15 protein-coding genes are annotated in these 13,618 nt (G+C 35.9%); 1 reads left to right on the forward strand and 14 read right to left on the reverse strand.

The window, feature by feature from the left end; genetic code table 11:
* Positions 1-90: 90 nt before the first annotated feature.
* The 4 genes from M1D73_RS22470 to M1D73_RS22485 all read right to left on the reverse strand — a co-directional run bounded on the left by M1D73_RS22470 (position 91) and on the right by M1D73_RS22485 (position 3,582).
* Positions 91-1,224 carry a bifunctional cystathionine gamma-lyase/homocysteine desulfhydrase gene (locus tag M1D73_RS22470; RefSeq protein WP_001201917.1) on the reverse strand — a complete coding sequence of 378 codons (1,134 nt, stop codon included), beginning with the start codon at positions 1,222-1,224 and terminating at the stop codon, positions 91-93.
* A 3-nt stretch (positions 1,225-1,227) separates the two neighbouring features.
* Positions 1,228-2,151 carry an O-acetylserine dependent cystathionine beta-synthase gene (locus tag M1D73_RS22475; RefSeq protein ID WP_001103874.1) on the reverse strand — a complete coding sequence of 308 codons (924 nt, stop codon included), beginning with the start codon at positions 2,149-2,151 and terminating at the stop codon, positions 1,228-1,230.
* An 82-nt stretch (positions 2,152-2,233) separates the two neighbouring features.
* Positions 2,234-2,929, reverse strand: coding sequence for a 5'-methylthioadenosine/S-adenosylhomocysteine nucleosidase (gene mtnN / locus M1D73_RS22480; protein WP_001217024.1), 696 nt, complete (start codon positions 2,927-2,929; stop codon positions 2,234-2,236).
* Between the two features lie 14 nt (positions 2,930-2,943).
* The gene (locus M1D73_RS22485) at positions 2,944-3,582 is read right to left on the reverse strand and encodes a class I SAM-dependent DNA methyltransferase (RefSeq protein WP_000536320.1); all 639 of its coding nucleotides are present in this window, start codon (positions 3,580-3,582) and stop codon (positions 2,944-2,946) included.
* A gap of 136 nt (positions 3,583-3,718) precedes the next feature.
* Between M1D73_RS22485 and M1D73_RS22490 the strand changes: the two genes are divergently transcribed.
* Complete coding sequence (locus M1D73_RS22490; RefSeq protein WP_000010984.1) at positions 3,719-3,934, forward strand: YrzA family protein; 216 nt, start codon at positions 3,719-3,721, stop codon at positions 3,932-3,934.
* A 34-nt stretch (positions 3,935-3,968) separates the two neighbouring features.
* Here M1D73_RS22490 and M1D73_RS22495 read toward each other — a convergent pair whose 3' ends face one another.
* From M1D73_RS22495 to M1D73_RS22540, 10 genes are all read right to left on the reverse strand, one after another.
* Positions 3,969-4,631: a YrrS family protein gene (locus tag M1D73_RS22495; protein WP_121868083.1), complete on the reverse strand. Its 663-nt coding sequence runs from the start codon at positions 4,629-4,631 to the stop codon at positions 3,969-3,971.
* A gap of 116 nt (positions 4,632-4,747) precedes the next feature.
* On the reverse strand, positions 4,748-6,502 hold the full coding sequence (locus M1D73_RS22500) for a peptidoglycan D,D-transpeptidase FtsI family protein (protein ID WP_000695149.1): 1,755 nt from the start codon (positions 6,500-6,502) through the stop codon (positions 4,748-4,750).
* 87 nt (positions 6,503-6,589) lie between these two features.
* Positions 6,590-7,270, reverse strand: a complete 681-nt coding sequence (locus M1D73_RS22505; protein ID WP_000680871.1) for a hypothetical protein — start codon at positions 7,268-7,270, stop codon at positions 6,590-6,592.
* A 281-nt stretch (positions 7,271-7,551) separates the two neighbouring features.
* The gene (gene greA, locus M1D73_RS22510; protein ID WP_014894880.1) at positions 7,552-8,028 is read right to left on the reverse strand and encodes a transcription elongation factor GreA; all 477 of its coding nucleotides are present in this window, start codon (positions 8,026-8,028) and stop codon (positions 7,552-7,554) included.
* A 278-nt stretch (positions 8,029-8,306) separates the two neighbouring features.
* A complete protein-coding gene (gene udk, locus M1D73_RS22515) occupies positions 8,307-8,945 on the reverse strand; it encodes a uridine kinase (protein ID WP_000537078.1) in 639 nt (212 codons plus the stop codon).
* 17 nt (positions 8,946-8,962) lie between these two features.
* The gene (locus tag M1D73_RS22520; RefSeq protein ID WP_000217974.1) at positions 8,963-10,243 is read right to left on the reverse strand and encodes a peptidase U32 family protein; all 1,281 of its coding nucleotides are present in this window, start codon (positions 10,241-10,243) and stop codon (positions 8,963-8,965) included.
* A gap of 18 nt (positions 10,244-10,261) precedes the next feature.
* A complete protein-coding gene (locus tag M1D73_RS22525) occupies positions 10,262-11,191 on the reverse strand; it encodes a peptidase U32 family protein (RefSeq protein WP_000742801.1) in 930 nt (309 codons plus the stop codon).
* Positions 11,192-11,198: 7 nt separating this feature from the next.
* Positions 11,199-11,840, reverse strand: a complete 642-nt coding sequence (locus M1D73_RS22530; protein ID WP_000389102.1) for an O-methyltransferase — start codon at positions 11,838-11,840, stop codon at positions 11,199-11,201.
* A gap of 203 nt (positions 11,841-12,043) precedes the next feature.
* A complete protein-coding gene (gene mltG, locus M1D73_RS22535; protein ID WP_000572139.1) occupies positions 12,044-13,114 on the reverse strand; it encodes an endolytic transglycosylase MltG in 1,071 nt (356 codons plus the stop codon).
* Between the two features lie 223 nt (positions 13,115-13,337).
* On the reverse strand, positions 13,338-13,616 hold the full coding sequence (locus tag M1D73_RS22540) for a DUF1292 domain-containing protein (RefSeq protein ID WP_000392247.1): 279 nt from the start codon (positions 13,614-13,616) through the stop codon (positions 13,338-13,340).
* Positions 13,617-13,618: the final 2 nt, after the last annotated feature.

Genomic DNA, 13,618 nt, shown 5'->3' on the forward strand with positions numbered 1-13,618 from the left:
TTTCGTTTGTGTATGTCTATTTTGTGAAATATTTCACAAAATGATGTAATAAAAAAACGCACTGCTCTATATTAGCAGTGCGTTTTTTTATTATGCTAGCGCTTGTGCTAAATCTTCAATTAAATCTTCACCATCTTCAATACCGACAGAAATACGAATTAATGTATCTGTAATTCCTAATTCTTTGCGGCGATCAGCTGGGATTGATGCATGTGTCATTTGAGATGGAATAGAAATTAAACTTTCTACTGCTCCTAAACTTTCAGCAAGTGTAAAGTACTGCAATTTCTCAAGTACTTTATTTAATGTCTCTTCACTATCTACATCAAATGAGATAATAGCACCAAATCCATTTGCTTGTTCTGTTGCTAATTCGTGGTTTTGATGTGATTCAAGACCTGGGTAATATACTTTATTTACTTTTGGATGATTATTTAAGAACTCAGCAATAGCGCGTGAATTCGTTTCATGTTCTTCCATACGAATTCCTAATGTTTTTAAACCACGAAGTAGTAAGAAGCTATCTTGCGGCCCAAGAATACCTCCTGTTGAGTTTTGTACAAAGTGAAGATCTTCTGCTAGTTGTGGGCTATTTACAACTACTAGACCTGCAACTACGTCACTATGACCTCCTAAATATTTCGTTGCACTATGAAGCACAATATCTGCTCCTAAAGAAATCGGCGACTGCCAATATGGCGTCATGAATGTGTTATCAATAATTGTTAATAAGTCTTTCTCTTTAGCAAGAGTAGATATTTTCTTAATATCAGTAATTTTTAGTAGTGGGTTCGTTGGTGTTTCCACATAAATTGCTTTCGTATTTGGACGAATCGCTTCTTTAACTTCCTCTAAGTTTGTTGTATCTACAAATGTATGCTCAATACCGAAACGGTTTAATACTTTTGTAATAACGCGGTATGTTCCGCCATAAACATCATCTGTTAAAATAACGTGGTCACCTTTTGAGAACAACATAATTGTCGCTGTAATAGCAGCCATTCCTGAACCAAATGCAAATCCAGCATGCCCATTTTCTAATACAGCAATCATTTCTTCTAAAGCTGCACGTGTTGGGTTACCTGTACGTGAATATTCATATCCTTGATGCTTACCAACTGCTTCTTGTTTGTACGTACTTGTTTGATAAATCGGTACGTTTACAGATCCAGTTGAAGGTTCTCCTATGCGAATACCATGAATTAACTTTGTCTTTGCTCTCATTTTTTATTCCCATCCTTTGTATATGTCTTTACTTAAATAGCGCTCACTGCTATCAGGAAAAATGGTTACAATATTTGTACCTGGTGCTGCCTTCTCTGCCTCAAGTAAGCTCGCATGAAATGCTGCTCCTGAAGAGCTCCCAACGAGAAGTCCTTCTTTTTGCGCTAATTCTTTCACTCGTAAAAATGCATTTCGATCAGAAATCGTATGAATTTCATCAAAATAAGATGTCTTCAAAAATGGCGGGATAAATTCCAGTCCAATTCCTTCGGTCTCATGTGAACCAGCCTTACCACCATTTAAAATAGATCCTTCTGGCTCTACGATAACTGTTTTAATATCTATATTTTTTTCTTTCAAATAAGATGCAGTCCCCATAAATGTACCGCCAGTTCCTGCTCCAGCAACAAATATGTTAATCTCTCCATTCAATGCGTCCCACAGTTCAGGTCCTAATGTTTTAAAATATGCACGAGGATTTGCCTCATTTGCGAACTGACTTGGAGAGTATGAATTCGGTATTTCATTTACTAACTCTTTTGCTTTGGCAATTGCACCGGTCATTCCTTGCTCAGTCGGTGTATGCACGACAGTTGCACCTAGTGCTTTCATTAATTCTTGTTTTTCAATACTAAATTTCTCTGGTACACAAACAATAACACGTAAATCATGTTCTAATGCTGCAAGTGCCAGTCCAATACCAGTATTCCCAGCAGTCGGTTCAATAATTGTTCCACCCTGGGTAACAAGCCCTTTTTCTAGCGCATCTTCGATTAATTCTCTTCCTAAACGATCCTTAACGCTTCCGCCTGGATTATAAAATTCAAGCTTTGCAAATAAACGGACCCCTATTGGAAGTGAAAAACGAGTAATTTCTACAATTGGTGTATGACCAATTAACTCATGAACTCCACGATATACATTCATCGTGTTCTCCCCCTTGTTTGCCAATAAAGAAAAGGCAACTGTATGTATTTTCTTTATATGAGACAGTTGCCTTTTTGTTACATTACTTTAACTCTTCTAACACTTTTACGATAAAGTTTGTAGAATGAAGAGCTGCTTGATCTAAAAACTGATCAAATGAAACATTTGATTCTTTACCAGCAATATCAGAAAGTGCGCGAATGATAACAAACGGAATTTCATATTGGTGGCATACTTGTGCAACAGCTGCTGCTTCCATTTCTACCGCATAAAGATTTTCAAATTTATCACGGATGGCTGCAACGCGGTTCGGATCACTCATAAATGAATCACCTGTTGCAATCATACCTTTTACAACTTGAATATTTTCTTCAGCCTGCATACATTTCTCAGCTAATGCAACTAACGCCTCATCAGCTTTAAATCCAGGCGGCATTCCTGGTACTTGACCATATTCATAGTTAAATGCTGTTACATCTACGTCATGGTGACGAACTTCAGTGGAAATAACTACATCACCAACGTTTAGAGAATGATGGAATCCACCAGCTGAACCAGTATTAATTACTTTTTCAGGCTTATATTTTTCTAATAAAATTGTCGTTGACATCGCTGCGTTTACTTTACCAATACCAGACTTTAACAAGATTACTTCATGCCCTGCTAATAGCCCTTTCGTAAATTCACAACCAGCAACCGTTTCTGTTTCTGCTTGTTCTAATTTGTCACGTAAAATACGTACTTCTTCTTCCATTGCTCCAATTACAGCAATTCTCAATCTAATCCCTCTTTCTATTGCTTAGTTGCCTCCATTACCCAAACGAAATGATTTAATCTCGTGAAAGTTACATGGAAGCCATTGTTTTCAAAAATAGTCTGCATAACTGGAATACGTGTATAGTATTCCGTTTGCAAATCGTTTGCTAACTGGTGGAAACCTCTTTCTTTTGCTGTTTCAACAGTTTTATCATATGCATCTTGATCTGCAAATATCGTATCAGCAAACACTATTTTACCACCTTTGTTTAGCAATTGACTATACTTCGCAATCGCTACATTTTTTTCATCATCTGTTAAATGATGAAATGCATAGGTGCTTACAATGGTATCAATTGAATTTGGAACTTCAAACGAAAGAAAATCACCCTCTGTAATTGAAAATTCTTTTGGCAATTTCTCTTTTGCAATCATGCGCATTTCACGCGACGGTTCTATACCGTAAACTGTGCGGCCAGCAAGTAATAATTTATTTGTTAAATTACCTGTACCGACACCAAATTCTAATACATTACCAAATGACTTGTTAACTACATCCTCTAGAATGTCCTCATAATGAGCGAAAACTTCTTTATATTGTATATCTTCGCCTTGTACAAATGAGTCGTACGTATGAGCCCACTCATCAAATAAACCATTAAATTCTGTACCCATAAAAATTCCCCTTTTTCTTATCGGTTTTATCAGTATGATATTCCCTCTTTCTAAAAATGTCAATTGAAATGTACATGGTATTTCCTTCTTTTCTTTGTTACACTATAGTTGATTACATAGGAGAGGGGCCGTCTTCATGTCATTTACCTTTGAAATGTTAGAAGATAAAGTAGAGTTTTTTGAAGCGGGAGACTTAGCTTCTTTAGAACGAAAAATTAGTGAACAAATTGATAATAATAAAGCACTTATGCTTGAAGTTCATCACATCTCTCATCAAATGGTTATGGATCCTGAAAGCAAAAGACCGTATTATAGCGCGGTTGTTCATTTTAAATTAAAGAAATTGCGTTAACAAAAAAGAGAAGCTCCTAAGGAGCTTCTCTTTTTTAGTTTAGAGTTTGAACAAGTACTGGTTTCCAGCCCTCATTGTCTACCCAATCAATATTTACGTAATATCTTTTCCCACTTTGCTTATCTTGAACATCACCATAAGCTTTGCTCTTTCCAGTTTTGTCTCTTCCAACAAAATGGAATACTAATTGCTCTTTCGGTATCTCAACACCTGCAGCAATTGCACTTTGCATCTCATTCCAATCTGATGACCCTTGTTTAAACGTCATCGCCGGTGATGAACCTTGTTCTGTTCCTACAGCTTTCCAAGAAGGTTTTGTGTAAGCCTCTTTTGCCTTAGATACAGTTTTTTCAGCTGATACTTTCTCGTTAGCTTTCGCTTCTTCTTCAGCTTTTTTCTGTTTTTCTTCAGCCTTTAGCTTCTCTTCTTCAGCTTTTTTCTTAGCTTCTGCTTGCTCTTGTTCTTTTTCTTTTTTCTTAGCAGATTCTTTATCTTCTGATTTTCCAGCTTTCTCATTCTTTGTTGTTTGTTGAGAGACTTTCTTATCAGTAGAAGATGCTTGCTCTTTCGTACTAGGAACGAACAATTGATATGCTACAATAGCTACTAATAGTAATACAATAGCGATTGCAATATTTAAAACACCGTTTTGACGACGTTTTTGTTGTTTCTGTTGGAATCTTGATCCTCCTGCCATTCTCCAAACCTCCATGCAGTTTTTCCTAATTGCTATTGTAACATTAAATCTAGAAAGGTTGAACATTTACAATGATATTTTCATGAAATGAAGACATTTCACTATAAATTGCAAGATTACTTTTCATTCTCCAATTGATAGATTGCTCCCACCATATCTTTAAAAATAGGTGTAACTTTATTCACTTTGCTATCAGTCTCTAGATCAACAACAACTAAAGCATATCTTGGATTCTCATACGGAAAATAACCTGCAAACCAGCGATTCACCCTCGTCCCTTTCCCCGTTTGCGCTGTCCCGGATTTTCCAGCGACACTTAGTGGCAACGAACGGAATGCCGTTCCTGTTCCTTTCTCCCTTGTTACAACGCCTCTTAATAACTCTTGTAATGTTTTCACTGTTTCATACGAAAGCTGTTTTCCATTTAACGTATGGCTCTCAAATGTAAAAAAATCCGCTCCATTTTTATATACTATTTTTTCAACAGCTTTCACTTCCATCTTTTCTCCATTCCTCGCAATCGTCGCCATCATATTGGCAATTGCTAGAGGTGATATACGTACATCTTTCTGTCCAATCGCTGTTTGTTCTACCGCTTTTTTATTACTTTTATTTTCTTCATTCCCCCAAATAGTAGTGCCTTTCTCTTCTGACATTTGCTCAAAATGAGGTGTATGAAATACAGAACCTTTCCATCCAACCTTTTCATTTGCTCCTAGAGCTGCTACGTATGTTTCTAACACCGTCCTATCCTTTTGTAATAGCTCGTTACCTAACTCGGAAAATGTCCTGTTACAGCTCCTAGCAAAGCTCTCTTTAAAGTTAAGCGTACCCATCCTAACTTGCGGGTCGTTTTCACCATATAAATCTTTATTACAGTTAAATGTCCGATTAAACAAATTTACTTTTTGATCAATGACTGCAGCTGCAACTACTGTTTTAAAAACCGAGCCTGGAAAATGTGGCGTTAACATTTGATTTTCAAGTGTAGTTTTATATAAATTCTCATCCCTTACTTGTAAAGACGGCTTACTAACCATCGCTAATATTTCATTTGTCTTTACATCAAGTAATACTAATCCCCCCTTCTTTATTTCATTTGCTTCAATCACTTCTTCTGCTTTTTGCTGCAACTCTTTATGTAAAGTAGTTTGAATCCTAACTGGATAAAATGGATTTCCTGGTGAAGTGTATTTCGCTTGCTTTCCGAAAATTGGTTCTCCTTGCCGATCTACTTGATATAATACTTTTGCCTCTCCATCAGTCAATAGAAATTCATCAAATGATTGCTGTAATCCTGAAATACCTATCGGCGTTTGTTTTGAAATTTTTTTCAATTCTCCATATCGCTTTTGAAATTCCCTTTCGTTCTCCCCTACATCACCAATTAAATGACTTATCTCTCCAGTTTGTTTTAATCGCACTTCAGCTGCTACAATACCTAATACATGTAATTCATTTACCTTCTCCATCTGCTCTCGTGTCACTCGAAATGGAGCAGTTTCTCCTTGTAGGGTAAATGCATTTTTGTTATTTTTCATTTGTCTTCTAATCTCTTGTCTCGACACACCAATGATATGCGCGATTTTCTCTAACATGTCATTTTTTATTTGTAAAAATGGAAAAATAATTAAAACAGGATATTTTTCCTCACCTATTTCTTTACCATTACGATCTATAAACTGCCCACGTCCATCGTCTACTGTAATGGATTGTGTGCGTTGCGTAACACTTTTTTCAATTAAATTTATTTTGCGATCAGTAAATGATTCTGTATCTATAATTTGAATTTGGATTAAACGACAAAGCAATAAAAACATAACGCTCATAAAACAAATTAAAACAATTGTAATTCTCCGTTTTATTTTCATAAAAAACACCTCATCTATTGTAGTTTAGACGAGGTACTATTTTATTTATACAAGCTCCAAAACAAAAATAGATATTATATAAAGCTATTATTGTTTTTTTGGCTTCTCTAAAAATTTCGTAAGAAGCGATTTAAATTCAGTTTCATTCACTCCAGTGTTTTTAGCAACTTCAATTACAGTAGTTGTTACATTAGCCGCTACTTTTAAATAGTCCTTACTGAAATTATCCATTTCATTTCTTTTTTCTTTTGCATTCTCAACTGTTACAGAATCAATACAAGTAATCATCTTATCTACAATATGTAAATAATTATTTTGTGCATCTATTATTTTTTGAACGTCATCTTTATTACTTACTTTCGATTGTTTTAAATATGTATATGCTTGATTCACTTCATCTTTTAAAATTTTATCATTATTTTTCGCCTGTTCTTGTAACATATTCTTCATATCATCTATTGTTTTTTGATCCATCGAATCTCGCAATAAATAATCTGGATTCCCAATCGCATAATCGTACTTAATCGTTACATCTTGAAATATTTTCATCACAATAGCTAATTGATACGCTACATCAAAATCATTGAATTCCTTTTTATCTTGTGGATTTGCTAAGGCTTTTGAACTCTCAGTTGCTTTAATATCCTGTTTTTCTTCTTGCTTCACTTTTTCTCCCTTTGATGATGTAGTTTCCTCTTTCGTTCCGCAGGCAGCAAGTCCTAATATAGAGATACTACAAACCAATCCTGTAAAGATTTTATGTTTCATAATTAGCCCCTTTTCCCTTTTGAAACCTATATTCTCCAATTATGATATCAAAGTTTAAAATGTTTTTTTGACATTTTTTGTCGAATCACTCCCAGGTTTACACAATTTTTTCTATTCTACAGATAAAGTGAAACTTTAATTAGCCCTCACCAAGCGGGCGTTTACGAGCAGTCCGACGCCCACCTAACTTCTTTACTTCCGCTGAAGTTTGAGATAGTGGTCTTACTGCCTGGCAAATAGCGGGATAAAAAAAAAGATTCTCCCGATAGGAGAATCTTTTTTTATTTTACAGAGACAATCTCTACTTGCATTTCTCCGCCTGGTGTTTGGATTGTTACTTTCTCACCAATTTGCTTACCTAATAAGCTTTTTGCGATTGGAGAATCGTTAGAAATTCTTCCTTCAAATGGGTCAGCTTCCGCGCTACCTACGATTGTGTACGCTTCTTCATCTCCATTTGGTAATTCTTTAAATGTTACTGTTTTACCTAATGTAACAACAGTAGATACTTCGCCATTATCTTTAATGATAACTGCGTTACGAATCATATTTTCTAATTGTGTAATACGTCCTTCTACGAACGCTTGCTCATCTTTCGCTGCATCGTACTCAGAGTTCTCAGAAAGGTCCCCGAAGCTACGTGCGATTTTAATACGTTCTACTACTTCTTTACGTCTTACTGTTTTTAATTGCTCAAGTTCGTTCTCTAGTTTTTGCTTACCCTCTTGCGTCATAGGGTATGTTTTTTCTGTTGACATATTTTCCACTCCTTTTATATACCAATCCCCCGAAAAAAAGAGGAGTTCCATATGAAAACTCCTCCGCTTCCATTGTTAGCGGAGGTTTCTAGTACCCTTGCACTAGCGGAGTTGTCACATACAACCCCGTATTTCCAATTCTTCTTTATATAAAGAAGATATGTATGGAAAGTTGATATAAATATGCCCTCACCTATATATAGATGAGGTTGCATGTTTCATTGTATTCGATAGGAAGGGAAAAAATCCCTTCCTACCGTATATCTTTTACTATGCTATTACAAATTTACTTTTTGTTCAAGAATTGTTGCAATTTTTGTCACCATAATATCAATTGCAACGTGGTTTTGTCCACCTTCAGGGATAATAATATCCGCAAATTTCTTAGAAGGCTCAATAAATTGATTGTGCATTGGACGTACAACATTTACGTACTGATCAATAACTGAATCCATCGTACGACCGCGCTCTTTAATATCACGCTGCATGCGACGCAGAATACGAAGGTCAGCATCCGTATCAACGAATAATTTAATGTCCATTAACTCGCAAAGACGTGGGTCTTCTAAAATAAGAATTCCTTCTAAAATAATTACATCTTTCGGCTCAACTGGAATAATTTCTTCTGAACGCGTATGCAATGTATAGTCATATACAGGCTTATCAATTTGCTCATATGCAAGCAACTGCTGCAAATGTTCAATTAACAGATCATTATCAAACGCAAGCGGATGATCATAATTTGTTTTTAAACGCTCTTCCATTGGTAAATGGCTTTGATCTTTGTAATAATAATCTTGCTCTAAGATTAAAATAGAATGACCTTTAAAATGGTCAAAAATCGCTTTCGTTACACTCGTTTTACCTGATCCCGAACCACCAGCAATTCCAATTACAACAGGCTTATTCGTCCCCATTCGACTATCACTCTTTCTTATTGAAGTATGCTTTTGCGCATCATATTATTCACATACACTCGTTGATCCACTTTGAATTTCACGATTTGCAACGGATGTCTCGCTGCATCTAATTCGTTTCCATCCTCATCCCAAATTTTCTCCACCGTTTGCGTAAAGTTTTCTATTTCTGGTCCAAAGAACTCCACTTCATGTCCTGGTTTGAAATGATTACGTTGCTCAATCGTTACGATGCCCGTTTCTTCATTATAATCTAACACTAAACCAGCAAAATCATACGTTGTTTTCTTACTATGATTTCCAAACATTTGCTCTTGATGTCCTGGAACCCCTTCAAAGAATGCAGGAGCTGTATCACGATTTGCACATTTATCAAGCTCATCTAACCATTCTTGTTTAAACTCAAAGTTATCTGGATCCGCACAATAAGCATCAATTACTTTACGATATACAGTTGCTACAGTCGCTACGTAATGGATTGATTTCATACGTCCTTCTACCTTTAAGCTATCGATTCCGATTTCAATCATTTTCGGAATTGATAAAATTAAATTTAAATCTTTTGGACTCATCGCAAAGTGAGCATCTCCTTCTTGGAATAGAGGAAGCTCTTTTGCATCTTTATGTTGTGATACTGTTTGAACTAAATCATAATCCCAGCGGCAAGATTGGCAACAACCACCACGATTAGAATCACGCGCTGTCATATGGTTACTTAATGTGCATCTTCCTGAATATGCGATACACATTGCACCATGTACGAATGCTTCAATTTCAATATCCACTTTTTCTTTAATTTCTTTCATTTCTTCATAGCTTGCTTCACGAGCTAATACAAGACGATGTAAACCTTCTTCTTTCCAATACTGTGCTGCTTTCCAGTTGGATAGTGATTGCTGTGTGCTTAAATGCACCTCAACAGAAGGCGCTACGCGTTTACAAGTCTCAATGATAAGCGGATCAGCAACGATAATTCCCGTTACGCCAGCTTTTTCAATCCCTTTTAAATATTCCTCTAGCCCGTCCATATTTTCATTATGTGCAAAGATATTTGTTGTTACGTATATTTTTGCTCCATACTTCTTTGCAAACTCAACGCCTTCTGCCATTTCTTCTAGCGTAAAGTTACCTGCATTCGAACGAAGACCAAATTCTTGTCCACCTAAATATACAGCATCTGCCCCGTAATGGATAGCTACTTTTAATTTTTCTAAGTTACCCGCAGGGATTAACAGTTCAGGTTTCTTCACAATAACACGTTTGCCATCGATCACTCGTGAAATTTCTTGTACAGTCATTTCCTACACCCTCCTCGTTTAGTAAACCGTTTCTTTAAAGAAGAATCCTGTATCTAACGGACGATTTACTGGTTGCATTTCTTCTATTTCTTTATATAGATCATCTTTCACGTCATAATATGCATCACGATCTTCTACGCATAAATCAATCGCTTGACGATATTTCTTCGTTACTTCAATAATGTATTCAGAGCTTTTTAGTACACCGTCGATTTTTAAGCTATCAACTTCAGCTTCGATTAGTTCCTCTAATTCATCGATGAAACAAATATCGTTCGGACTCATAATGTGAGTACCATTTTCATCTTCATAAATTGGATATTTATTGTTACGCTCTGGGTCATATAAGAACATATTCTCTTCATATTTTTTCTTTTCAATGTCAAGATTACGTCCTTGATACTCAAAGTAGTTTCCTACTAATGAACGCTTCGATTGGAACATACAAGTCATACCGTGAATTTGTACTTCTAGTTCCACTTCAGCATTTTCTTTTAAATCAACAATTTCATCTAAGCTCAGCTCACGAGCTAATACAGCGCGCTTCGCTCCTCTTTGTCCCCAGTAGTTACAAGTGAACCAGTTTGTTGCTGTCGTTTCTGTATTCCAGTGCAACTGCATATTTGGTGCTACTTCGCGAACAGCCATTAATACCGCTGGATCTCCGAAAACAATTGCATCTACATTTACTTCGTTTAAAAATGAAACGTAATCTGTTAATTCTTCTACTTTATCGTTGTGGAACATAGCGTTCATGGCTACGTATACTTTCACACCATTTTCATGTGCAATCTTCACAGTTTGTTTTACATCTTCACGTGAAAACTCCCCTGCTAAACGTAAACCAAACTTTTGCTCACCGATCATTACCGCATCTGCTCCTGCTTTCGCAAGAGGTTCGATATCCGCCACCGCTCTTGGCGTTACTAACAATTCAGGTTTCTTCATACCTTGGTCACCCTCTCTTTTTACTAACAGCTACTCCATCACCAATTGGGAAAATCGTTGTATCATATCCTTCATGATTCATAAGCCACTCATTGTACGTCTTAATACGACGGATTAAACCACGTGTACGTCTGTTTTCAATTTTCTCTTTTGTCGTTACAAGACCGTGGTACATAACATTATCTGAAATAATTACTCCACCAGGATTTAATAACGGTTCATATAAGTCAAAAAAGCGACGATACTGTCCTTTTGCTGCATCAATAAAAATAACGTCAAATGTCCCGTGTTCTTTTACTTGTTCACCTGTCTCTAACGCATCACCGTAAATAACTGAAATACGATCTGTTACTGGGGAACGTTCTATATATTCAAGTGCTTTTTCATATCGCTCACGATTGCGCTCAACTGTCACAATACGTGAATTTGGAATAGCTTGCATCATACGAATACTAGAATAACCGATTGCTGTTCCAAGTTCTAAAATGCTTTTCGGTCCAATTAAACGTAAAAATTGCAGCATAAATTCCATTCCAAGTCGATCCATAATCGGCACATGATTTTCTGTTGCATATTCTTCCATTTCAAGAATTAATTTATCTTTCGGATCAATAAATGATAATAGGTACTCGTTAACTGCATCCTCCATAAATGGTCCTCCTTATTTACATGGAGAAGTGCCTCTATGACGTCTTTTCACACATAGAATGCAATAAAAATACAAGCCAGCTTTACCCTTAGCTTGTACGTCCCGTTTTGATATTAAAAACGATTCTTCTGCCAGTTTTTAACCCGATATATTTTACCACAAAAAAGAGGGATGTGCGACTTTTTTCGCTATCCCTCCCCATTTCACTGTTTTTTCGTAATGTATTTTTGCTTTAATGCATTATGCTCTTCTAATGTTTTCGCATAATACACTTCACCACTTGGTGCAGCTAAGAAATAATAATAATCTGTTTGCGCAGGTTCTAACGCAGCTTCCACTGAATGTTTACCAGAGTTTGCGATCGGCCCTACCGGCAATCCTTTTACAACATACGTATTATACGGTGAGTTGACCTTTAAATCTTCGTATAATACACGTTGTTTATGCTTTCCAAGTGCATATAATACCGTTGGATCCGTTTGAAGTGGCATACCTTTTGTTAAACGATTATAAAAGACACTAGAGATCTTTTGACGATCTGTAAAACCAGTTGCCTCTTCTTCAATAAGTGAAGATAATGTTAAAAGCTGATGAACATCCCAATTCTTCGCTTTCATTTTCGCCTCATTTTGAACAATGATTGCATTTGTTTTCTCAAGCATTGGAATTACAATTTCTTCTAACGTTGTATCTTTCTTATAAAACGAATACGTTGCAGGATATAAATAACCTTCTAATGGGTATTTAATATTACTATCAAAGATTTTATCCGTTAATAACTTCGGATACTTTTGCTGCATTTTTTGAATAAATGCTTTATCGTTTAATTGACGCGTAACATCATCTTTATTCCACTTTAGTTCTGTCGCAATCGTTTCTGCAATTTCAGTTACTTGCGCCCCTTCTTTAATCGTCACTTTATAAAGAGCTGGACGATGCACGTTGCCAGATGACATTTGTTCGATAACATCTTCAGCATTCATTGAAGGATTTAATAAATATGTACCTGCTTGTAAACTTTTCGATTTAGCCTTTGTATAAAAACTAAAAACTGTACCGTTTTTTACAGCGCCTTTTTCTTCTAAAATTTCTCCAATTTTACTTGTAGATGATCCTTTCGGAATTTCTACTTCAATCTCTTTTTTATTCCCGCTATCAACTGGTCCTAATGCGGATGAAATATACGCATAGACTGAACCACAAACTAAAAGCAGTGCAATAATCGAAAATAAAAAGATGCGTCTACGCTTCTTTTTCACTTGATTCTCTATCAAAACATTTCCTCCTTACTTAATTGTAGACCGTATGTACACCTTTCTATACAGCACGATGTAAAAACGCAACAAATTCACTTATCTTTTTTAATTGACACTTTATTTTTCTACAATCCGTCTCATTATACTACAAAGACTTACACAGTTTCGACAAAAAATCTTTCATTTTACATATAAATACAAAAAAAGATGGACTGTATGTCGTCCATCTTTTCAGTACTTATTATTCAGCTTCTTGCTCATCAGCTAGAGTGTTGAACATTTCTTGTACCATTTCCCACTCTTCTTCAGATTCGATTGGAAGTAAAGTTCCGCCCTCTTCTTCATTTTGCTCATAAGCCATTGCATCATAAATTTGGTCTCCATCTTCGTCTACTTCACCGATTGGAGAGAAGACTACGTATGATTTTTTGCCAAATTTTTCAGCGTCAAAAGTGAAAATAATTTCACATAAATGTTCGTTACCTTTTTCGTCTACAATTGTAATTTGATTTTCTTCCATTT

Source organism: Bacillus sp. PK3-067 (genome assembly GCF_056738645.1).

Coding starts and splice junctions, on each gene's coding strand:
- M1D73_RS22470 (WP_001201917.1), bottom strand. CDS start 1,224: ATGAGAGCAAAGACAAAGTTAATTCATGGTATTCGCATAGGAGAACCT.
- M1D73_RS22475 (WP_001103874.1), bottom strand. CDS start 2,151: ATGAATGTATATCGTGGAGTTCATGAGTTAATTGGTCATACACCAATT.
- M1D73_RS22485 (WP_000536320.1), bottom strand. CDS start 3,582: ATGGGTACAGAATTTAATGGTTTATTTGATGAGTGGGCTCATACGTAC.
- M1D73_RS22490 (WP_000010984.1), top strand. CDS start 3,719: ATGTCATTTACCTTTGAAATGTTAGAAGATAAAGTAGAGTTTTTTGAA.
- M1D73_RS22495 (WP_121868083.1), bottom strand. CDS start 4,631: ATGGCAGGAGGATCAAGATTCCAACAGAAACAACAAAAACGTCGTCAA.
- M1D73_RS22500 (WP_000695149.1), bottom strand. CDS start 6,502: ATGAAAATAAAACGGAGAATTACAATTGTTTTAATTTGTTTTATGAGC.
- M1D73_RS22505 (WP_000680871.1), bottom strand. CDS start 7,270: ATGAAACATAAAATCTTTACAGGATTGGTTTGTAGTATCTCTATATTA.
- greA (WP_014894880.1), bottom strand. CDS start 8,028: ATGTCAACAGAAAAAACATACCCTATGACGCAAGAGGGTAAGCAAAAA.
- udk (WP_000537078.1), bottom strand. CDS start 8,945: ATGGGGACGAATAAGCCTGTTGTAATTGGAATTGCTGGTGGTTCGGGA.
- M1D73_RS22520 (WP_000217974.1), bottom strand. CDS start 10,243: ATGACTGTACAAGAAATTTCACGAGTGATCGATGGCAAACGTGTTATT.
- M1D73_RS22525 (WP_000742801.1), bottom strand. CDS start 11,191: ATGAAGAAACCTGAATTGTTAGTAACGCCAAGAGCGGTGGCGGATATC.
- M1D73_RS22530 (WP_000389102.1), bottom strand. CDS start 11,840: ATGGAGGATGCAGTTAACGAGTACCTATTATCATTTATTGATCCGAAA.
- M1D73_RS22540 (WP_000392247.1), bottom strand. CDS start 13,616: ATGGAAGAAAATCAAATTACAATTGTAGACGAAAAAGGTAACGAACAT.